The organism is Shimwellia pseudoproteus (genome assembly GCF_016415625.1).
Lineage (GTDB): Bacteria > Pseudomonadota > Gammaproteobacteria > Enterobacterales > Enterobacteriaceae > Shimwellia > Shimwellia pseudoproteus.
Genome location: NZ_WBXP01000006.1, coordinates 1 through 21,376 on the forward strand (window position 1 = coordinate 1; position 21,376 = coordinate 21,376).

Below are 21,376 nucleotides of genomic sequence, written 5' to 3' on the forward strand. Positions count from 1 at the left end.
AATGACGAAAGCAGGTATGCCTGAAAGTGTGCGTATTGCCTGAAAACACAACCCGCTACGGGGGAGACTTACCCGAAATCTGATTTATTCAACAAAGCCTCTGTAATACCGTGGCGGCAAGGGCCAAATCAAATGCACCACCGGCCGAAATATCTTTGTTATGCGTTAATATCTCCGGGATACAAAACGGTAAACCGGACTGCTGAAATTTTTTAATATATTCTACTACCGCCAGATAAAATTGAATTTCATGGGCAAATTTATCCAGCGCAGGATCATGATAGCCGCGATTATTTTCGATAAAAGAATCAAGCTCGGTAAACTCAGCGGGGAACAGCCTGGCCACGCAATCCAGAATCTGTGCCTCAATATGATTCATCATGCCGTCCCGGCGCCGGAACGCCAGGTCAGTGGTGACATCGCGCTGTTTAAATTTCTCAAACACATTGATAATTTCATCACTGTAGTTCGGTTGCTGCTCATAATGGGCTACCACGATGGTATCGCCGTTAATATTCAGGCTGTATTGAATATGATCAAGTTTATTTTTTATGGTCTTCGCCGCAGCATATAAATCAGTAAATGCCGCCCCGGCGGTATACTGCGCCAGGTAGTGCTTAAAATTCATCATGCCGCAGGACGACAGCGCGGCCTTCTCCAGGGTGTCACTCAGCGTCGTGACCTGCTGGCAGTAGAGCAACATGCCCTCCAGCGCCCAGCGTTGCTGCTGAAAGTGGTAGTAACGGTTTTCCGGCTTCGCCACCAGCTGTACACTTCTTTTGATCCCCGCCGTGTATTCCACCAGCGCCTGATACAAATCGCTTTTCGCCACATCCTGCATAATATCCTGGCGATAATAGATATCTTCCAGATATTTCAGTGGGGTATAGAAAAAGGGTTTTATATCGTCTGGTTCATGCCCCGCGGTTATCGCATCAATAATTTTATCAAGGTTAAGATCAATAAAATACGCTGGCGGCCGCTGAGCAAACTCACGGTTAAGATGCCCATCGGCCTCGCTTGACAATATACTATAAAATACCATAACCCCTCCTGATTAACGGGTTTCATACCCGAAGATGCTATACTTAATGCAATAATTAGTTTCAGTGCTATATAGGTTACTGACTGCGGAGGTCATCATGGATTATTTAATTGTGGCATTTATCATGATGATGCTGACGCTTATTTGTGTTTTTGGTTTTTCGCTCTGGTTACAGCACCGTACGGCCCACAAAAAACCACATCAGAAATAGCCCTGATGGCAAATATACCCGGCTAATTTTCATTTGCGGATAACCGTAACCGGGCAACGGGCATGATCAACCACCTGCCGGGCAACCGATCCTAATAGCCAGCGGGAAAATTGGGTATTACCCCGGTGGCCGACCACAATATGATCAATGGCATGGCTATCGGCATAACGCAGAATTTGCTCTGCCGGGTGCCCCATCGCAATGTGAAATTTGGTCTCTTTCTTCAGGGTCGGATAGGGTTTTTTCAGCCCCTTAATCATCTGGTGATAATAAGATTGTGTCCGGCTAACAAAGTCCTGCATCTCTACTTCACCGCCAAATTCAGGTAACTGGCACACCGCAACAACATGTAATTCGCTGTCAAAATGTTTGGCCATCTCAAACGCAAATACCATCGCCTGCTTTGCCGGTTCTGAGCCGTCATAGGCAACCAGAATATTATTCATCATCATCATCTCCTTTTATCAGCATCTTGCTGTCGGGGCTGAACGGGTTTGCCGGCCTCCGGCGTAGCGGCCGCACTGGCGGGCAGTAAATGTCGCGGCAGGAAAAAAGCGTTCGCGATCAGGGTCGGAATAACCGCACTGCCAATAACCGCCGCCACCAGCGATGAATACTGCGCGGGGCTGATCAGCAGGTGTGACAGGCCGAACAAGGCAGAAATGGTGCCAAAGGTCAGCCCGGTAGACATCAGCAATGTGGTATACATCCCCTCCCGGGCAGAGGCACCGTAAAAACGGCTCACCGGGTATACCCCCGCCAGCTTCGCTACCATTTTGACAGTCAGCAACAGTAAAAAGGCAGCCGGTGCCGACGCCAGGGCCGGCAGGGATACCAGGGACCCGGCGCGAATAAAATAGAAGGGCGTCAACAGCCCGAAGGTCATGGTCCTCAGGCGGCGAATAAGGGCATGGTCTTTGCCTACCGTCCCGGCCAGCACCATCCCAATCAGATACGCCGGGAGTACAGCTTCGCTGTCGGCCCAGGTCGCCAGCCCGCCGAGGGCAAAAAGGCTCAGCATTAAAAATTTCGCTTCCAGCTCTGAAGGGCGATCCCCGAACCGTTTAAAAAAGCGCGGCGTGAGCCAGGGCAGTAAAAATGCCGCCGCCACCATTGCCCCGGTAAAGGCTAGCGTCTTCAGGGTAAAGGGGGCAAAGATCACCCCGAGGGCAATAACCGTGGCCAGATCAGTCACAAAGCAGGCCGCAAGCACTGTTTTGCCATAGCCAGAGGCGTTGATCCCCAGCTCCAGCATTACGGCATACACTACCGCCACCGAGGTTGTAGACATGGCAATGCCCGCCAGCCAGCTGGCCTGGAGGCTCCATGACAGCCCCCACAAGGCCAGCGCGGTACACAAAAAGAACGGCAGGAAAAAGCTGATCAGGCCAATAAGCACTGCCTGCTTCCACTGCTTGCGAAATACCGCCGGGTCCAGCTCGGCCCCGGCGAGAAACGTTAATAATATCGCCCCTGCCCCGGCCAGGAACTGCACCCAGCTGGCGTCCCCCGCCAGTACCCCGGCCCCGACCAGGGCGCCAATAAACAGCTGGGCAATGGTGCCGACCACGATTTCCGACAGCGCCGTAGCAATATGTAAATAGGCCGAGAGCAGAGTGGCTACCAGGGCCAGCCCCAGCCACAATGCGGCCTGGAACCAGATATCAGCCACGGGGCCTCCCCGATAACCAGCGGTAAGCCGTCACGCGCCCGGAGGGGAGCGATAATGGCAGGATAATTGAACGGGAAAGGTAGCGCATATTGACCCCTACACAATGCTATGACCTGCCCTTTGCAGAGCAAAATCAGGAACGTGTAGGCATCATCAGCCGGTAGGCGGTTAAAGGAGGAATGCCATCTCCTGTACAAAACGTAGCAGCGAATGGGGGAATGATCCAGCCATCCGCTGATGATTTGCCGGGCTTCAGGCGCCCGGCATTAATGCTATTGCGCTGGCGGGTATCAATCAGCCTTTCAGTGCATTGATGGCCGCATCATAATCCGGCTCATCAGCCAGCTCAGCCACCAGTTGGGTGTAAATCACGCGGCCGTTTTGATCGACGATGATCACCGCACGCGCTGCCAGCCCTTCACATTCGCCACTGGTGATTTCAACACCGTAATTGGCAAGAAATTCGCGGCCGCGCATGGTGGACAGCGTGATGACATTGTTCAGCCCTTCGGCCCCACAAAAGCGCTGCTGCGCAAACGGCAGATCCGCAGAAATACACAGCACCACGGTGTTATCCAGGCCGGATGCGAGGGCATTAAAGTGGCGTACCGACATGGCGCAGGTTGGCGTATCGACGCTCGGGAAAATATTCAGCACCACGCGTTTGCCGGCAAACTCTGCCAGACTGCGGTTTTTCAGGTCGCTGTCCACCAGGGTAAATGCCGGTGCAGGCTGGCCGACCGTTGGCAATGCGCCGCCCACAGTAATGGTTTTACCTTCGTCAGTAATTGTTGCAGACATGACCACCTCCATAAAAAATAATTAACAACAGTATATCCGGTCGCCAGCATAACGCGCCGCCGGGCAAGTGCAAGCCCGTCTGGTGACAATATTTATCGCTATCCGGAAAGGTTAATGAACAGGTTGTCACGGCTGGCGCCGCCCGGGCGGGGGATGACGCGACAGCCCCGTCCCGCAGGGCCTGTCGCGATGATGTCCTGATGGAAATAAATTTAAAATCAGTGAATTAATAAATAAACCACCACCCTATGCCAGGATAGGTGTATGGTATGTGCTCTAAATTACACAGGAAAGACCTATGGCTCATCAACCTAAACGTACTAAAACAGGCGGTTATCTCATCTCACTCCCCTGCCCTAAGTGCAGCAAAACAGCGGAACACAGCGCTGCCCGGGTGAATAAACGCAAGAATCTTATCTGTCCGTTTTGCAGCACCCTGTTTCTCCCGTCCGACCATAGCCACGCCCAATAATCTGAACACCACCTCTCCAGGCTCCAGAGCCTGACGCATACTATGTCATACCGGGAGAGATTCCCCCCGCACACCGTGATAACACGGCAATTGTCTTGCCTGCCTCCTGGGCCGAGCGTCGCTCGTCATTCAGGTGAATATGTGGGTAAATGTGCGGGTGGATGGCATGCACGCCACCACCCCGGCAGTATATAGGTCAGCCTTCCCCAACCCGGGCTGTATTACCCGCGGCGATTACCCGGCTATATATCACCCGGTGATAAAACCTGACTATCTCTCTATATAGTAATGCGCTGCGTTTAGTTTAAGCGATGTATCAGGGCGCGCAGATCCCGGACAACAACCCGCAAAGATTGCGCCAGATCGTCAATCATAATGTCGGGACAAGCACTGCTTCGCCGCCCCTGCCTTCCCCGGGCGTGGTTATTACTGTGCAGCCGTTCCACATAACGCCTCTTAGCCGGCCACATGTCATCATTATCGTGACGTGTTCCCGCCGCGCGCCGGTCTGCCCCCGGTGCGCTACCAGGCACAATATTAAGGTTCTCCTTCCCGTTACTCACCTGGCCGTAGCCCCAGAAAGAGATGTAATCCTGATAGGCGGGTATTGCTGACGGGATACGGATGCTGGACGGCAGCGCACCATAAAAAACCAGCCAGGGCTGTGCCGTAAGGCTAATCGCCATATAGTCCGGACAATGACTGGCGGTATCGGGCGGTGCCCGGCTATCTGTTCCCCGGATCATGGCCAATACCTCCGCGCTCCGCCTCATATCCCCCGTCTCGCCAGTCAGTAAACTTTTATCATCCTGGAGGGGTATGGCAAACACAGCACACAGGCCGATGGCGATAAATAAAATAACACCATGAATTATATTTATTTTTCAAAACCCCTGATAATGACATGCTCGTTTAAGTTATGTTATACCATAACAATATTGGGATTAGAAATATTCGTCGGTACCGGCATCCACACCCGGCCTCTGTCCCCCGCGCCGGTAATTAACCTTATTGATAATGGTGATATACAGGAAATGCAGGATAAAAAGTGCTAAATATTCATATCTCAGGTATCGCAGTTACCAGCATGAACAATCACTAATAGGTAATATATATATCAGCAAAGATAACCGGGAATAATCTTATCGCGCATAATTCAGGCGATAGCTAATGCAAAATGAAAATAATATATGGCTTACGCAATACATTGAAATATTCCATTACCAGGTGTTGATATCCTGTATATAAAAAGCGGCCATTGTGGCCTACAAGTAAATCTGTCCGGAAGGAAACCTTCACTATTTATAATTAATAGCCAGCCGCATCTTTTGCATAATCACCATTATTCGAGAGGAGTAGCTTACAGCCACCGGATTAATCATGATGATTTAAAAAATTAATCCATCATATACTTCGACCAGCTGAGATATTCAGACGGGCAGATATGTCAAAAATTAAGATGATAGAAACGGGTTGTTAATTTGAACAGAAAATAATTCACAGTGAGGTTAGTATAGCTATTCAAGCTAAACATACCGACGTGTATGGAAATAATGAGACCGTCAAAAAAAATCTTCCTGATAAATTTTTCCCACAAACCGGCTGTGAGCCCGATGTGGCCTATAATTTAATTAAAGAAAGCATGTTTCTTGATGGTAATGCCAGACAGAACCTGGCAACATTTTGTCAGACATGGATGGAGGATAACGTTCATAAAATAATGGACGATAACCTCGATAAGAACATGATTGACAAGGATGAATATCCTGAAACAGCTGAATTTGAAAAACGCTGCGTAAATATTCTGTCAGATCTATGGAACTCGCCTCAGGGAAATAATGCCGCCGGTTGCTCTACGACTGGCTCCAGTGAAGCCGCAATGCTTGGCGCCCTGGCGATGAAATTCCGCTGGCGTAATAAACGCAAAGCCGAAGGGAAACCTTACGATCGGCCAAATATCGTTACCGGCCCGGTTCAGGTGTGCTGGCATAAATTTGCCCGCTACTTTGACGTCGAATTGCGTGAAGTGCCGATTAGTGAAGACCGCCTTGGTCTGAATGGCGAGGTTGTTACTCAATATATTGATGAAAACACCATCGGTGTGGTGCCGACATTTGGGGTGACCTTTACTTGCCATTACGAACCCGTTGCCGAAATCTGTGCCGCGCTTGATGCCTACCAGGCAAAAACCGGTATTGATATCCCGGTCCATGTGGATGCGGCATCCGGTGGCTTTGTGGCCCCGTTTGTCCAGCCTGACATCGAATGGGATTTCCGGTTGAAACGCGTGATGTCCATTAACGCCTCCGGCCATAAATACGGCTTAGCCCCTCTCGGGGTGGGCTGGATTGTATGGCGCGACTGGGAATCTTTACCTGAAGACTTGATCTTCTGGGTGAACTACCTGGGCGGTAATATGCCAACCTTCGCGCTAAACTTCTCCCGTCCTGGTGGACAGATTATTGCACAATACTATCTGTTTAACCGCCTGGGCCGTGAAGGTTACCGGAATATCATGCTGAACTTGTATGATGCCGCGCAGCATATTAGTAAAGCAATTACCGCGATGGGTGATTTCGAACCATTCTTTACCGCTGATCCAGAAAAAGGCCTGCCGGCAGTTTCCTGGAAATTAAAATCATCGGTGAAAGGTTATAGCCTGTATGACCTGTCTGATCGACTGAGAATGCGTGGCTGGCAGGTTGCGGCTTATTCAATGCTGCCGAACATGGAAAACGTGGTTATTATGCGCCTGGTATTACGCCACGGCTTCAGCATTAATACCGCCGATCTATTCCTGGAAGATGTGAAACGCGCACTGGATTATTTTAAAGAACACCCGGTTGCTGTTATCCAGACATCAGACGCCGTGAATGTTTTCGACCATAGCGGTAGATAATTAAAGATTTCACTAACAATAAAATGCTTCGCCATTATTTTGGCATATAACAGTGTTCTGCAATAAATACAGCAGAGAGTTGCTCTATTCTAATGTAATGACAGAAACATTTAATTAAGACGTGCCGTACACCAAAATACGTGCGGCACTTTACCTTAGTTTATATTAAACACAGGTGGATATATGGAGTGGTTTGTCCATACATTGCGCACATACCCCGAAATTGCCATATTTTTATCAATTGGTATCGGGTATTGGGTTGGCGGTAAAAGCTATCATGGCCTCAGCCTTGGGGCAGTAACAGCGACGCTGATTGCTGCATTAATTATCGGTATGGTGGGTATTCAAATATCCGGTACCGTAAAAAGCACATTCTTTTTGATGTTCTTATTCGCTGTCGGTTACGGGGTTGGCCCGCAATTCGTGCAGGGGATAGCAAAAGATGGTTTACCACAGGCATTATTTGCGGTGGTGGTCTGTTTATTATGTCTTGGTTTCCCGGTACTGGCCGCCAAACTGGCTGGCTATGATCTGGGCTCTGCCGTTGGCTTATTTGCCGGTTCACAAACGATTTCCGCTTCGATGGGGCTGGCCACTGACGCCATCGGCCGGCTGAATCTCACCCCGGACAAGACCAAAGCACTGGAAGATGCCATGCCCGTGGCCTACGCGGTGACGTATATCTTCGGTACCGTTGGCTCCGCCGTGCTGCTGGCGCAGTTTGGCCCACGCCTGATGCGCATCAACCTCGAAGAAGCTTGTAAAGATTACGAAGCCAAAATGGGTAAACAGGGCGGTATCTCCGATGAAGGGACCGCATGGCACCGCTATATCCTGCGCGCTTACGACGTCGCGCCGGACAGCGAAATTGTCGGTAAAACTCTGGCTGAACTGGAGCAGCGCCAGCAGAGCAAACGTATCTTTATTCAGCGCCTGCGCCGCGGTAACGACATCCTGGAAGGCCAGCCAACACTGACTGTTGCCGCCGGTGACGTGCTCGCCATTGAAGGCCGCAGTAACGATATTCTGGACCTGCTTGGTCAGTCTCACCGTGAAATAGACGATCCTGAATTACTGGCCGTGCCGGTTGAAGGGGTCGACGTGTTCGTCAGCAGCAAAACCTGGGCCGGTAAAACCCTTCAGGAACTGGCAAGCCAGCCGTTTACCCACGGGGTGTATCTGCGCGGCATCAAACGCGGTGCTCTGGGTAACGATATTCCGGTGTTGCCGGGTACCACCCTTAACCGCGGTGACGTGCTGACCCTCTCCGGGATGACCAAAGATACCACCCGCTTCGCGAAAGCCATGGGTAAAGCAGATCGCCCGACTAACGCCGCAGACGTCTCCTTTATTGGTGTGGCTATCTTCATCGGTACCATCATCGGGGCGGCAGTGCTGAACATTGATGGTATCCCCATCACCCTGTCTACCGCAGGCGGTTCACTGATTGCGGGCCTGGTATTCGGCTGGTTGCGCTCCGTTCACCCGACAGCGGGCCGTATTCCTCAGCCAACCCTGTGGTTTATGAACTCCGTGGGCCTGAATGTGTTTATCGCCGTGGTCGGTATCAATGCCGCGCCGGGCTTTATCGAAGGGTTGAGAACGCTGGGGGCAAGCCTGTTCCTGTGGGGGATTTTCGCCACCGCAGTCCCGCTGATTATCAGCCTGTACATTGGCCGCTACCTGTTCCATTTCCATCCGGCTCTGCTGTTCGGTTGTGTTGCGGGTGCCCGCACCACCACTGCCGCGCTGGGTATGATTTGCGAATCCGCCAAAAGTAATATCCCGGCCCTGGGTTACACCGTGACCTATGCCGTCGGCAATACCTTACTCACTATCTGGAGCATGGTGGTCATCATGCTACTGGCTCACTAATACAACGAATACGACCAATACAAAATTAACCTGCAAACGATCAAAAGATCGCGCTGAAAATAACTGGAATAGTCAAAATGTCAAAAGATATCGATTTAAGCCAATACAAATCACTGAGCCCATTTGAACTGAAAGACATCCTGATTAAAGCGGCCAGCAGCCGTGAAAATCGTCTGATGCTGAATGCCGGCCGCGGTAACCCTAACTTCCTGGCCACCACACCACGCCAGGCCTTCTTCCAGTTGGGTCTGTTTGCCACTCAGGAGTCTGAACTGCATCTCTCTTATCTGGAGAAACATGTGGGCGGACTGCCGAATGTCAAAGGGATTGAACAGCGCTACCTGAACTTCCTCGACAAACATGCCGGTGAAGCCGGTATCGACCTGCTGCGCAAAATCATCAGCTACGTTCGCGATCAAATGGGCCTGAATGCCAGCGATTTCCTGCAGGAAATGGTGGAAGGTATCCTGGGTTGCAACTACCCGGAACCGGATCGCTGCCTGCGGGTGACTGAACACGTACTGCGCGCTTACCTGACCCGTGAAATGCTCGGGGGCCGCGCCTGTGAAAATGACTTCGACATCTTCCCGGTGGAAGGTGGTACTGCGGCAATGACCTATGTGTTCAACTCACTTAAAGAAAACCTGCTGATTGCCCCGGGCGACAAAGTGGCCATTGGTATGCCGACATTCACGCCGTATTTCGAAATCCCGGTACTGAAAGATTACGACCTGGAAATCGTTAATGTGAATGCCGATCCTGACCTGAACTGGCAGTACCCGACCAGTGAACTGGATAAACTGGCGGATCCCGCCATCAAAATCTTCTTCATTGTTAACCCGGGTAACCCGGATTCCGTTCGCATGAACAATGAATCCCTGGAATACATTGCCAACCTGGTACGCACAAAACGCCCGGATCTGTTCATCCTGACCGACGATGTTTACGGCACCTTTGCTGACAACTTTACGTCACTGTTCTCCGTGTGCCCGCACAACACCGCGCTGGTTTATTCTTACTCCAAATACTTCGGCTCTACCGGCTGGCGTCTGGGTACTATCGCCATGCACAAAAACAATGTGCTGGACGAAAAAATGGCGGCCTATACCAAAGAACAGAAAGCACTGATGAATGAACGTTATTCATCACTGACGACTGACACTGCCGGCCTGTCCTTTATTGATCGCCTGGTGGCCGATAGCCGTGCCGTTGCGCTGAACCACACTGCGGGGCTGTCTACACCGCAGCAGGTACAAATGGTGCTGTTCTCCCTGTTCGCGCTGATCGACATTAACGACGACTACAAACAGGTGCTGAAACGCATTATCCGCCGCCGCTATACCGCGCTGTATCGTGAACTGGGCCTGCAGGCGCCGGAAGACGAAACCAGCGTAAGCTACTACACCATGCTGGACTTCCAGGAAATCGCCACTGCGCTGCACGGTGAAGCCTTCGGCAAATGGGTTCATGAAAATACCGAACCCAACGAACTGCTGTACCGCATTGCAGACGGTACCGGTATCGTCATGCTGCCGGTGTCTGGTTTTGGCGCGCCGCGTCCTGGTGGCCGTGTTTCCCTGGCTAACCTCAACGAATACGATTATGCCTGCATCGGTCGTACGCTGCGCCAGCTGGCAGAAGCCCGCTTCGCTGAATACAGCAAAAAAGGCAAGAAATAAGGCTGTTCCCGCCAGTCGCCCTCCCCCCACCGTAAATCACTGATGGTGGGCGATTGGCGATAACCCGAAACGGTCTGCTACGGCAGGCCGTTTTTTTGGTTCGGCGGCTGCATCGCCAGGGGCCCCCGGCACTGTTTTTATCTATTATTGCTGCCAGATCCAGATTAACCTCAAAAACGCCCCGCTCTCATGCTTACCCGGGTATCCTTTGCTATCATATGACCGCTAGTTTCAGACGTAATAGTGCTTAATGGTAGTAATATGCCGCACGTTACCGATTTTCAGGCTCACCCGGACAGCATCATTGGACATTTCATTTCATTCGGCCCTTAAACTGGTTATCGACGTTATCTCCGCCGTTAATCCAACCGTCAGTAACCATATGCAGCGCACCGCTTGCATCGCCCAGGAGCTGGCGTTACGGCTGAATCTGTCCACTAAGTCCCAGAGTACCGTCTTTGTCGCCGCCCTGTTGCACGACATCGGTATGATTGGCGATGCCCGCCAGCTTGATACCCTCAATGATATTGATTATTACGACGATCCCCACCAGCAGACCGGGTACCAGATGCTGTATGGGTTTAAGGTCTTCAAGCCCATCAGAGACATTATTCTGCATCATCACCAGCATATGGATAATGATCCTGAGGGGAAGGCCAGCCTCGAACAATACATTGTCGCTTTTGCTGACTGTGTGGAGCGGATGTTGCCCACCGATGACAAGCAACTGTTCGCCTGCGCCAGCGATATCATTCGCCAGGCCACCGAAAAATACCGCGGCCATTTCCCTGACCAGATCCTCACCGCATTTCGCCAACTGGAAAATCAGGACTACTTCTGGTTTCGCCTCGAACTCAGCGGGCTGCGCCGGGTAACCGATATTATCAGCCCGGTGAAAGTCACCCATCTGGATATCGATCAGTTTCGGGAAATTTGCCTGCTTATCGCGCGTATTGTCGATAAATACAGTAGCTTTACCGTGACCCACAGCATCATTGTCGGGGCCGTGGCCCGGCGGCTGGCAAAGCAATATGGTATGGGGCTGCGTGAACAAAAACTGATTGAGATCGCCGGCTACTTGCATGACCTGGGCAAAATCTATGTGCCGGTGACCATTATTGAAAAAGCCGCGCAGTTGAATGAAAAAGAGTTCTCGCGCATGAAGGGCCACAGCTATAAGACCGGCGAAATCTTAAGTGAATACCCGGCACTCAGCACCGTAGCCCAGTGGGCAGAACACCACCACGAACGGCTGGATGGCTCCGGGTATCCTTACCATCTGACCAAAGCCTATCTCGATATTCCCAGCCGTATTTTAGCCATCGCCGATATTTTTACTGCCCTGACGGAAGACCGCCCCTACCGTAAAGGCATGAGTAATGAGCAGGCCCTGGCCATTATCCGCCAGGAGGTGGATGAGGGTAAGCTGGACGCCGATATCTATCAGTGTCTGGCTGGCAATGTGGCGCTGATTGACTGCGGTATGGAAACCGTGAGAAAAAACTATCTGAAAAAATCACTCCCCAGGCCTGCCGGGGGGATACAGTTCAGTACCAGCATGTTTGTGCCGATCCCACTGCCAACAAAATAACGCTCTCGCTAACGCACTGATAATCCCGGGCTATTTATGAGATCTTTATCACATATATTCCCCGGTCCGGCCGCAGCCATAACCACTCACGCCCCCCGATAACCGCTTAGTCTGCCATCTGACCGCTAACGGATTTTGTTGCCGAAAACGGCCAAAAAAACGCCATTATAGAGCGGTAATACCAACCTTTCCTCTTCCCTAACTGGCAGTAAATACACCCCATTTACCGGGTGTCTGACAATAAAATCAGGTTCACTATGGATAATAAAAAACTCATCAGGCATGTCCCCTGGGTAATACTCGGAATCATTGGCGCCTTCTGTCTGGCGGTGGTGGCCCTGCGCCGCGGTGAACACGTAAGCGCCCTGTGGATCGTGGTCGCTTCCGTTTCGGTGTATCTGGTGGCCTACCGCTACTACAGCTTGTACATTGCCCAGCGCGTGATGAAGCTGGACGCCACCCGGGCAACCCCCGCCGTTATCAATAACGACGGGCTAAATTACGTCCCAACTAACCGTTACGTCCTGTTTGGCCACCACTTTGCCGCTATTGCCGGCGCCGGGCCGCTGGTGGGGCCGGTGCTGGCCGCCCAGATGGGTTACCTGCCGGGCACCCTGTGGCTGCTGGCCGGTGTGGTCCTGGCCGGGGCGGTACAGGACTTTATGGTGCTGTTTATCTCCAGCCGCCGTAACGGCGCATCGCTGGGTGAAATGATCAAAGAAGAGATGGGGCCGGTTCCCGGTACTATTGCGCTATTCGGCTGCTTCCTGATAATGATTATCATCCTGGCGGTACTGGCGCTGATTGTGGTGAAAGCCCTCGCCGAAAGCCCCTGGGGGGTATTCACCGTGTGCTCCACGGTGCCAATCGCCCTGCTGATGGGGATCTATATGCGCTTCCTGCGCCCAGGTAGGGTGGGCGAAGTCTCGGTCATCGGGATTGTCCTGTTAGTGGCCTCTATCTGGTTTGGTGGGGTGATTGCCCATGACCCGTACTGGGGCCCGGCGCTGACCTTTAAAGACACTACCATCACCTATACCCTGATAGGTTATGCGTTTATCTCCGCACTGCTGCCGGTGTGGCTGATCCTTGCCCCCCGTGACTATCTGGCTACCTTCCTGAAAATCGGCGTTATCGTCGGCCTGGCGGTGGGGATTGTTATCCTCAACCCGGACCTGAAAATGCCGGCAGTGACCCAGTACATCGACGGTACCGGCCCGCTGTGGAAAGGGGCGCTGTTCCCGTTCCTGTTTATCACCATTGCCTGCGGGGCGGTGTCGGGCTTCCATGCACTGATAGCCTCCGGTACCACGCCAAAACTGCTGGCCTGTGAGACCGACGCCCGGTTTATCGGTTACGGCGCCATGCTGATGGAGTCCTTCGTGGCGATTATGGCGCTGGTGGCGGCCTCGATTATCGAACCAGGGCTCTACTTTGCCATGAACACCCCGCCTGCGGGCCTCGGTATCACCATGCCAAACCTGCACGAGCTGGGCACCGGCAATGCGCCGCTTATCATGGCGCAGCTCCATGACGTTACCGCCCAGGCGGCCGCCACGGTCAGTAGCTGGGGCTTTGTTATCACCCCGGATCAGATCCTGCAAACCGCGAAAGATATCGGCGAGCCTTCCGTGCTAAACCGGGCCGGCGGTGCCCCTACGCTGGCGGTGGGTATTGCCCATGTGTTTCATAAAATTATTCCCGCCGCCGATATGGGGTTCTGGTACCACTTTGGGATCCTGTTTGAAGCGCTGTTTATCCTCACCGCACTGGATGCGGGCACCCGTTCCGGGCGCTTTATGCTCCAGGATCTGCTGGGCAACTTTGTGCCGTTCCTGAAAAAGACCGATTCACTGGTCGCCGGGGTTGTTGGTACCGCGGGCTGCGTGGGGCTGTGGGGCTATTTGCTCTACCAGGGGGTGGTCGATCCGCTGGGCGGGGTGAAAAGCCTGTGGCCGCTGTTCGGTATATCAAACCAGATGCTGGCGGCCGCTGCCCTGGTGCTGACTACGGTTATCCTGGTGAAAATGCAGCGCACGAAATATATCTGGGTTACGGTGATCCCGGCGGTGTGGTTACTGATTTGCACCACCTGGGCGCTGGGGATGAAGCTGTTCAGCACCAATCCACAAATGGAAGGCTTCTTCTATATGGCCCGTGAATACAAAGCCCAGATCCAGGCGGGCCATGAACTCACTGCCCAGCAAATTGCCAATATGAACCACATCGTCATCAACAACTACACCAATGCCGGGCTGAGTATTCTGTTCCTGGTGGTGGTATACAGCATCATTTTCTACGGTATCCGTACCGGCATTAAGGCCCGTAAATCCCGGGTACGTACCGATACCGAAACCCCGTATGTTCCGGTGCCTAAAGAGGGTGTTAAAACCGTCTCCGGTCACTAAGCCTTAGCGTGATACAGGCCCCGCCAGCGCGGGGCCTGATGACATGTTCCGATTATGCTATCTGTGTCGAACATATGAAGTTAAATCCCGCGGATAACACCGTGATGACGTATAGTGAGCGTTCCCCGCAGGTGCCTCCCGGCCCGTGATTGCGGTAACGGTAATGCTAACCATAACAGCGGAAACAGCACGGGCTGCTGTTGAGCAACAAGGAGATCCCCCGAGCAATGAAACCTATTGCAGTAACGGTACTCACCGGCTTTTTAGGTGCCGGGAAAACAACGCTGTTGCGCCACATTCTTAATGAGCAACACCAGTATAAAATTGCCGTCATTGAAAACGAGTTCGGTGAAGTGGCGGTGGATGATCAGCTAATTGGCGATCGATCAACCCAGATCCGCACCCTGACAAACGGCTGTATCTGCTGTACCCGCTCTAACGAACTGGAAGATGCCCTGCTCGATCTGCTCGACAGCCAGGATAAGGGGGAGATAGCCTTTGATCGGCTGGTTATCGAGTGCACCGGCATGGCTGACCCGGGGCCGATTATTCAGACCTTTTTCTCCCATGACGTGCTTTGTGAACGCTACCTGCTGGATGGGGTGATTACCCTGGTGGATGCGGTACACGCGGGGCAACAAATGGATAACTACGCTCTGGCCCAGTCCCAGGTAGGCTATGCCGATCGCCTGCTGCTGACCAAGACCGACGTGGCCGGCGACAGCCAGCCGCTTATCGCCCGGTTACAGCGCATTAATGCCCGGGCCCCGCTTTATCCGGTGGTCCACGGCGAGATAGATCTGGCGCTGCTGTTCGATACCAATGGCTTTATGCTGGAAGAGCGCATTCTGCCCACCAGCAAACCGCGCTTTCATTTTGTTGCCAGCCAGCCCACGGATATCTCCTCAATTGTGGTCGAACTGGATTACCCGGTTGATCTGAGCGGTGTTTCCCGGGTCATGGAGCAGTTGCTGCTGGATTTCTCCGATAGCCTGCTGCGCTACAAAGGCATGCTGTGGATTACGGATCAGCCGCGCCGCCTGCTGTTCCAGGGGGTCCAGCGCCTGTACAGTGCCGACTGGGATCGCGAGTGGCAAGACCAGGAAACCCGCCGCAGTACTCTGGTCTTTATTGGCGCCCGGCTGCCGGAACAGCAAATCCGCGACGCCTTTGCCAGCCTGAAAAACTAAATACTACAGACCAATGGCCTCTTTCAGGCTTTTGAGATAGCGCCGGCTCACCGGCACCGTCAGACCGTCGCGCAGTAAGAGCTCCGCCTGGCCATTATCCTCCAGGCGGATTTCCTGCAAATGGCTCATGTTCACCAGATACTGCCGGTGGCAGCGCAACAGCGGTGTGCGATGCTCCAGCGTGCGTAAGGTCAGCCCGGTAACCCCTTCTTTACCATCACACCCGGTGACACACACCCCGCTCATGCGGCTGCTGACAAACGCCACGTCCTCCAGGGGCAGCAGGTAAATCCGGCTGTGCCCGGTACAGGGGATAAATTTCAGCGGCGGGCTGTCCGCCAGCAGCAGATCCATATGCTGGCTGCGCCGCTCCTGGTGCAGACGGCTGAGGGTTTTCTCCAGCCGGCTGGCCTCAATCGGCTTAAGCAGGTAGTCAAAGGCATGCTCTTCAAACGCGGCAATGGCAAAGCTGTCAAACGCGGTGAGAAACACAATCCAGGGCCGGTGGGCATCGTCCAGCATGCTGACCATTTCCAGGCCGCTGATCCTCGGCATCTGGATATCCAGAAACACCACATCCGGGTGTAATTTATTGATAGCCCCAATGGCCTCAATGGCGTTGGCGCACTCACCAATAATCTCAATATCCGCTTTTCCGGCCAGCATAATGCGCAGGTTTTCCCGCGCCAGGGGTTCATCATCAACAATCAGCACACTTAACAACGGTTCTCCTCCAGCGGGAAATGCAACGTAACGCGGGTGTAGCACTCAGGATCACAGCTAACCGACATCCCGGCGGACTCACCAAACCAGGCTTTGAGCCGTTTATCCACCAGGTTCATCCCCAGCCCCTGGCCCCCGCTTCCGGGCTGGTACAGCCCGGCGTTATCCTCGACAACCAGTACCAGTTGCTGTCCTTCCCGGGTGGCGGAGATATGGATCTCGCCGGTTTCCAGCAACTGAGAGGTGCCGTGCTTTATGGCATTTTCAACCAGCGGCTGCAGAGTAAATGCCGGTAACTTGCTCTGGGCGATGGCCTCTGGCACCTGTAAGGTCACCTGTAAACGGGACTGAAAACGCGCTTTTTCAATTTGCAGATAGGCGTTCACATGTTCCACTTCATCGGCCAGGCTGACCATCTCCGTGGGGCGTTTCAGGTTCTTACGGAAAAAGGTCGACAGGTACTGCACCAGTTGGCCGGCCTGCTGGCTATCGTGGCGGATCACCGCCAGCAAGGTATTCAGGGCGTTAAACAGGAAATGGGGATTGACCTGTGCATGGAGCAGTTTGATTTCCGACTGGGCCAGTAGCGCCTTCTGGCGCTCATACTGCCCGGCGAGGATCTGCGCCGACAGCAGGCTGGCGATCCCCTCCCCGAGGGTGCGGTTAATCGAACTGAACAGGCGGTTTTTGGCCTCATACAGTTTAATGGTGCCGATCACTTTCTGGTTCTCGCCGCGCAGCGGGATAACCAGTGTCGATCCCAGCTTACACTGGGGGTGCAGCGAACAGCGGTATGGCACTTCGTTACCGTCAGCGTAGACCACTTCACCACTCTCAATCGCCCGCAGCGTATAAGGTGACGAGATGGGCCTGCCCGGCAAATGATGATCGTCTCCGATACCGGTAAACGCCAGCAGCCGCTCCCGATCGGTAATCGCCACGGCGCCGATATCCAGCTCGTGATACAGCACCTGGGCCACCTTCATGCTGTTCTCTTCATTGAACCCCTGGCGCAGGATCCCCTCCGTTGAGGCGGCCACCTTAAGGGCCGTTGCTGAAAACGCCGAGGTGTACTTTTCAAACATCGCCCGTTTATCCAGCAGGATGCGCATAAACAGCGCCGCCCCGACGGTATTGGTGACCATCATCGGCGCGGCGATGCTCTGCACCAGGTGCCAGGCATCCTGAAAGGGCCGCGCGAGCAGCAGAATAACCAGCATTTGTACCAGCTCCGCCACGAAGGTGATCGCCCCGGCGGTCAGCGGGCGGAATATTTTATCGGTGCGCCCGTGGCGGATAAGCAGGCTGTGTAGCAGCCCGCCGAGCAAGCCCTCAAGAATGGTCGAGATCATACAGCTCAGGGCGGTCATCCCCCCCAGCGAGTAGCGATGCAAACCGCCGGTTAGCCCCACCAGGCCACCGACCAGCGGCCCGCCCAGCAAGCCCCCCATCACCGCCCCGATGGCCCGGGTGTTGGCTATTGAGTCTTCGATATGCAGGCCGAAATAGGTCCCCATAATGCAGAAAATGGAAAAAGTGACATAACACAATAATTTATGGGGTAAACGTACCGTGACCTGCATCAGCGGAATGAACAGGCGGGTCTTGCTCATCAGCCAGGCAATAACCAGGAAGACGCACATCCGCTGTAGCAGCAGTAACACGAGGTTAATTTCATACATACCGGAGAACCACATTTTATAATCCACCGAAACATACGCCATTAGCGATTAACTTTCTGTGATGCCGGCTGCTACACTTGTTGATCGGCAATGTTTTTTCACTTTCGCAAAGGCAGGAAACACGATGTCAGAACAGCGTTATCAGCCCCCTAAAGTCTGGACCTGGGACCAGCAAAACGCCGGTGTATGGTCCAAAACGAACCGGCCAATCGCGGGCCCAACCCACGACGCCACTTTGCCTGTCGGCAAACACCCGTTACAGCTTTACTCAATGGGCACCCCCAATGGCCAGAAAGTGACCATTATGCTGGAGGAGTTGCTGGCATTGGGCGTGAGCGAGGCAGAATATGATGCCTGGCTTATCCACATCGGCAACGGGGATCAGTTCTCCAGCGGGTTTGTGGGGGTTAACCCTAACTCAAAAATACCCGCCCTGCTGGATGTTGGCGAATCTCCCGCTGTGCGGGTGTTTGAATCAGGGGCAATATTGCTGTACCTGGCGGATAAATTCGGCCACTTCCTCTCCCGTGAGTGGGGCCAGCGCACCGAAACGCTAAACTGGCTGTTCTGGCTTCAGGGCTCGGCGCCCTATCTCGGCGGCGGTTTTGGCCACTTCTACCACTACGCCCCGCTGAAAATAGAATACGCCATCGACCGTTTTGCCATGGAGGCCAAGCGCCAGCTGGATGTGCTGAACCGCCAGCTGGCAGAACATACGTTTATTGCCGGGCCTGAATACAGCATTGCGGATATGGCGGTCTGGCCCTGGTACGGTAACCTGGTGCTCGGCCAGCAGTATGGCGACAGCGCCACGTTCCTCAATGTCGTGCAGGACTATCCCCATGTATTACGCTGGGCCAGAGAGGTGGCCAGACGCCCCGCCGTACAGCGCGGCCGCCGGGTAAACCGGACATCAGACACCGCCGGGGAGTTCCTCGCCGAACGCCACGACAGCCGTGATTTTGAGCAACTGAACGACTGATCCCCACCGGTTTATTTTGCCGGGCGTGTTTATCACGCTCCGGCATTATCCAGCGCAATTGGTAAATATAATTCAGCTAATTTTTCCATGGTTTATCGCTATAGTAGCCCCCCTTTCAGAGAAGAAGCTCGTCACTGAACCATCGAAGCATACATCAGAGTCATTACAGGGATAAGTCATGCCACAGGACAGCATGTCAGAAGGTGATAGCAGCAGTTACCCGGCCAATGGACCCGTGCCGGCACCGGTTAATATTACCATTTCATGGTCAGCACAATTTCGTCTGGAGCGCCTGGCCAGTTACTACAATCTGACCAATAGCCAAATGCTCAACCATCTCATCACCCTGGCGCATCAAAATATCCTCAGCACACTGAGCGACAGCCAGACCGAAGAATATCTTTATAAGCGGTTGAGTAAAATATAAAAAAGCGCCCCGTTTCCGGGGCGCAAATAGTGAATATCGTATTGTCCGGCGATTACAGGGCGATATCGGCCACAGGCTTGTGCTGTGGCACCATAACCCCCGGATCCGGGCGCGGTGCCTGGGTAACCGGAGAGTCTTTCAGTGGGCGATCAAGCTGTAAAACCTCACTGGTGTATTGCAGCTCGCGCTCCGTCGCGTCCAGATCACCATTCAGCGCCTGGCCCCAGGACGGAATAATCTGGCGCAGTTTTTCCTGCCAGGCCGCCGTCGCCACTTTCTCTTTAAAAACCCGCTCCAGCAGGCGCAGCATAATCGGTGCCGCAGTAGACGCCCCCGGGGATGCCCCAGCAGTGCCGCAATGGTGCCATCCTGGTCGCTGACCACTTCCGTTCCCGGGCGCAGTACGCCGCCTTTTACCGGGTCACGTTTGATTATCTGTACCCGCTGGCCCGCTTTCCACAGCCGCCAGTCCGTTGGATTGGCATCCGGGTAGTAGCGGCTCAGGGCTTCATAGCGATCTTCATCACTCTGCATCACCTGGCTCACCAGGTATTTAACCAGATCAAGGTTATCGAAGCCGACGTGCAGCATCGGCTTAATGTTTGACGGGGTAATGGTGGCAAACAGATCCAGCAGCGAGCCTTCTTTCAGGAACTTAGTGGAGAAGGTCGCAAACGGCCCAAACAGCAGAACGCGTTTACCGTCCAGCATCCGGGTATCCAGATGGGGTACTGACATCGGCGGTGCACCCACCGGGGCCATACCGTACATTTTGGCCAGATGGCGGTTGACCACGTCCGGGTTTTCGGTAACCAGAAACTCACCGCCCACCGGGAAACCGGCGTATTCTGCCGCTTCCGGGATACCGGACTTCTGCAGCAGGGTCAGGGAGGCACCGCCAGCGCCGATAAACACAAACCGGGCATTAATGGTGCGCTTATGGTTAGTTTTCAGATCCTGTACCGTCACCCGCCAGCTTTTATCGCTATTGCGGGTAATGTCACGCACCGCGGTGGACAGGTTAAGAGTGAAGTTATTTTTCTTTTGCAGGGAGCCCACCAACTGGCGGGTGATCTCGCCAAAGTTAACGTCAGTGCCCCCGAGAATACGGGTTGCGGCAATTTTATCGCCGGGTTTGCGCCCTTCCATCACCAGCGGTACCCACTGGGCGATTTGCTGCGGATCTTCGGAATACTCCATGCCGCGGAACAGGGTGCTGTTTTGCAGGGCGTGATAACGCTTGCGCAGGAAGTTAACGTTTTGCTCGCCCCACACGAAGCTCATGTGCGGCACGCTGTTAATAAACGATGGCGGGTTGTGCAGCATGTTATTGCGCACCTGCCAGGACCAAAACTGGCGCGAGATCTGGAATGATTCGTTGATACTCACCGCTTTGGTAATGTCAATGTCACCGTCGGCAGTTTCCGGGGTGTAATTGAGCTCTGCCAGCGCAGAGTGGCCGGTACCGGCATTGTTCCAGCCGTTGGAACTTTCTTTCGCGATCCCATCCAGACGCTCAATCATGGTCATTGACCAGTCAGGCTCCAGATCCTGGATATACGCCGCCAGGGTGGCGCTCATTACGCCGCCACCAATCAGTAACACATCAACGGGGTCTGTCGCGGCGTTTGCCCTACGCGCCATGCCCTGTGGGCTGGTCGTGGATGTCGCAAGAAAGTCCTTACTCATCTGTACTCTGCCTCAATCTCATCATTGTTT

16 protein-coding genes, 1 pseudogene and 1 riboswitch are annotated in these 21,376 nt (G+C 53.6%); of the genes and pseudogenes, 9 read left to right on the forward strand and 8 right to left on the reverse strand.

Annotated features, from left to right (window positions below; genetic code table 11):
- Positions 1 to 88 precede the first annotated feature (88 nt).
- The 4 genes from F9C28_RS04190 to tpx all read right to left on the reverse strand — a co-directional run bounded on the left by F9C28_RS04190 (position 89) and on the right by tpx (position 3,729).
- Complete coding sequence (locus tag F9C28_RS04190; protein ID WP_199013991.1) at positions 89 to 1,045, reverse strand: hypothetical protein; 957 nt, start codon at positions 1,043 to 1,045, stop codon at positions 89 to 91.
- A 240-nt stretch (positions 1,046 to 1,285) separates the two neighbouring features.
- Positions 1,286 to 1,705 carry a universal stress protein gene (locus F9C28_RS04195; RefSeq protein WP_199013992.1) on the reverse strand — a complete coding sequence of 140 codons (420 nt, stop codon included), beginning with the start codon at positions 1,703 to 1,705 and terminating at the stop codon, positions 1,286 to 1,288.
- A gap of 2 nt (positions 1,706 to 1,707) precedes the next feature.
- A complete protein-coding gene (locus F9C28_RS04200) occupies positions 1,708 to 2,928 on the reverse strand; it encodes a cation:proton antiporter (RefSeq protein WP_199013993.1) in 1,221 nt (406 codons plus the stop codon).
- Between the two features lie 137 nt (positions 2,929 to 3,065).
- A riboswitch (Fluoride riboswitch) is annotated at positions 3,066 to 3,127 on the reverse strand.
- A 95-nt stretch (positions 3,128 to 3,222) separates the two neighbouring features.
- A complete protein-coding gene (tpx, locus tag F9C28_RS04205) occupies positions 3,223 to 3,729 on the reverse strand; it encodes a thiol peroxidase (protein WP_199013994.1) in 507 nt (168 codons plus the stop codon).
- A 298-nt stretch (positions 3,730 to 4,027) separates the two neighbouring features.
- Between tpx and F9C28_RS20065 the strand changes: the two genes are divergently transcribed.
- Entirely contained in the window at positions 4,028 to 4,201 is a 174-nt protein-coding gene (locus F9C28_RS20065; RefSeq protein WP_233148907.1) for a YnfU family zinc-binding protein, read from the forward strand.
- 299 nt (positions 4,202 to 4,500) lie between these two features.
- Here the strand turns inward: F9C28_RS20065 and F9C28_RS04210 are convergent, their stop codons facing one another.
- A complete protein-coding gene (locus F9C28_RS04210; RefSeq protein WP_199013995.1) occupies positions 4,501 to 4,947 on the reverse strand; it encodes a hypothetical protein in 447 nt (148 codons plus the stop codon).
- Positions 4,948 to 5,696: 749 nt separating this feature from the next.
- On the opposite strand from F9C28_RS04210, the gene F9C28_RS04215 reads away from it, so the two are divergent.
- The 6 genes from F9C28_RS04215 (at position 5,697) to yjiA (ending at position 15,843) form a co-directional block, all read left to right on the forward strand.
- Positions 5,697 to 7,100 carry a glutamate decarboxylase gene (locus tag F9C28_RS04215; RefSeq protein WP_199014080.1) on the forward strand — a complete coding sequence of 468 codons (1,404 nt, stop codon included), beginning with the start codon at positions 5,697 to 5,699 and terminating at the stop codon, positions 7,098 to 7,100.
- Between the two features lie 183 nt (positions 7,101 to 7,283).
- Positions 7,284 to 8,975, forward strand: coding sequence for an aspartate-alanine antiporter (gene aspT / locus F9C28_RS04220; RefSeq protein ID WP_199013996.1), 1,692 nt, complete (start codon positions 7,284 to 7,286; stop codon positions 8,973 to 8,975).
- Positions 8,976 to 9,052: 77 nt separating this feature from the next.
- Positions 9,053 to 10,654, forward strand: coding sequence for a bifunctional aspartate transaminase/aspartate 4-decarboxylase (locus tag F9C28_RS04225; RefSeq protein WP_199013997.1), 1,602 nt, complete (start codon positions 9,053 to 9,055; stop codon positions 10,652 to 10,654).
- A gap of 304 nt (positions 10,655 to 10,958) precedes the next feature.
- On the forward strand, positions 10,959 to 12,245 hold the full coding sequence (locus tag F9C28_RS04230; RefSeq protein WP_199013998.1) for an HD domain-containing phosphohydrolase: 1,287 nt from the start codon (positions 10,959 to 10,961) through the stop codon (positions 12,243 to 12,245).
- 257 nt (positions 12,246 to 12,502) lie between these two features.
- Entirely contained in the window at positions 12,503 to 14,653 is a 2,151-nt protein-coding gene (locus tag F9C28_RS04235; RefSeq protein WP_199013999.1) for a carbon starvation CstA family protein, read from the forward strand.
- 227 nt (positions 14,654 to 14,880) lie between these two features.
- The gene (gene yjiA, locus F9C28_RS04240) at positions 14,881 to 15,843 is read left to right on the forward strand and encodes a GTPase (protein WP_199014000.1); all 963 of its coding nucleotides are present in this window, start codon (positions 14,881 to 14,883) and stop codon (positions 15,841 to 15,843) included.
- A gap of 3 nt (positions 15,844 to 15,846) precedes the next feature.
- Here yjiA and btsR read toward each other — a convergent pair whose 3' ends face one another.
- On the reverse strand, positions 15,847 to 16,566 hold the full coding sequence (gene btsR, locus F9C28_RS04245; protein ID WP_199014001.1) for a two-component system response regulator BtsR: 720 nt from the start codon (positions 16,564 to 16,566) through the stop codon (positions 15,847 to 15,849).
- Positions 16,560 to 18,248, reverse strand: a complete 1,689-nt coding sequence (locus tag F9C28_RS04250; protein WP_199014081.1) for a LytS/YhcK type 5TM receptor domain-containing protein — start codon at positions 18,246 to 18,248, stop codon at positions 16,560 to 16,562. The genes btsR and F9C28_RS04250 overlap by 7 nt, the downstream gene beginning before the upstream one ends.
- Positions 18,249 to 18,372: 124 nt before the next feature.
- Between F9C28_RS04250 and yghU the strand changes: the two genes are divergently transcribed.
- Both yghU and F9C28_RS04260 read left to right on the forward strand, forming a co-directional pair.
- On the forward strand, positions 18,373 to 19,230 hold the full coding sequence (gene yghU / locus F9C28_RS04255) for a glutathione-dependent disulfide-bond oxidoreductase (protein WP_199014002.1): 858 nt from the start codon (positions 18,373 to 18,375) through the stop codon (positions 19,228 to 19,230).
- 178 nt (positions 19,231 to 19,408) lie between these two features.
- Complete coding sequence (locus tag F9C28_RS04260) at positions 19,409 to 19,657, forward strand: hypothetical protein (protein WP_199014003.1); 249 nt, start codon at positions 19,409 to 19,411, stop codon at positions 19,655 to 19,657.
- Between the two features lie 52 nt (positions 19,658 to 19,709).
- Here the strand turns inward: F9C28_RS04260 and mqo are convergent.
- Positions 19,710 to 21,301, reverse strand: a pseudogene (gene mqo, locus F9C28_RS04265) (malate dehydrogenase (quinone)).
- Positions 21,302 to 21,376: the final 75 nt, after the last annotated feature.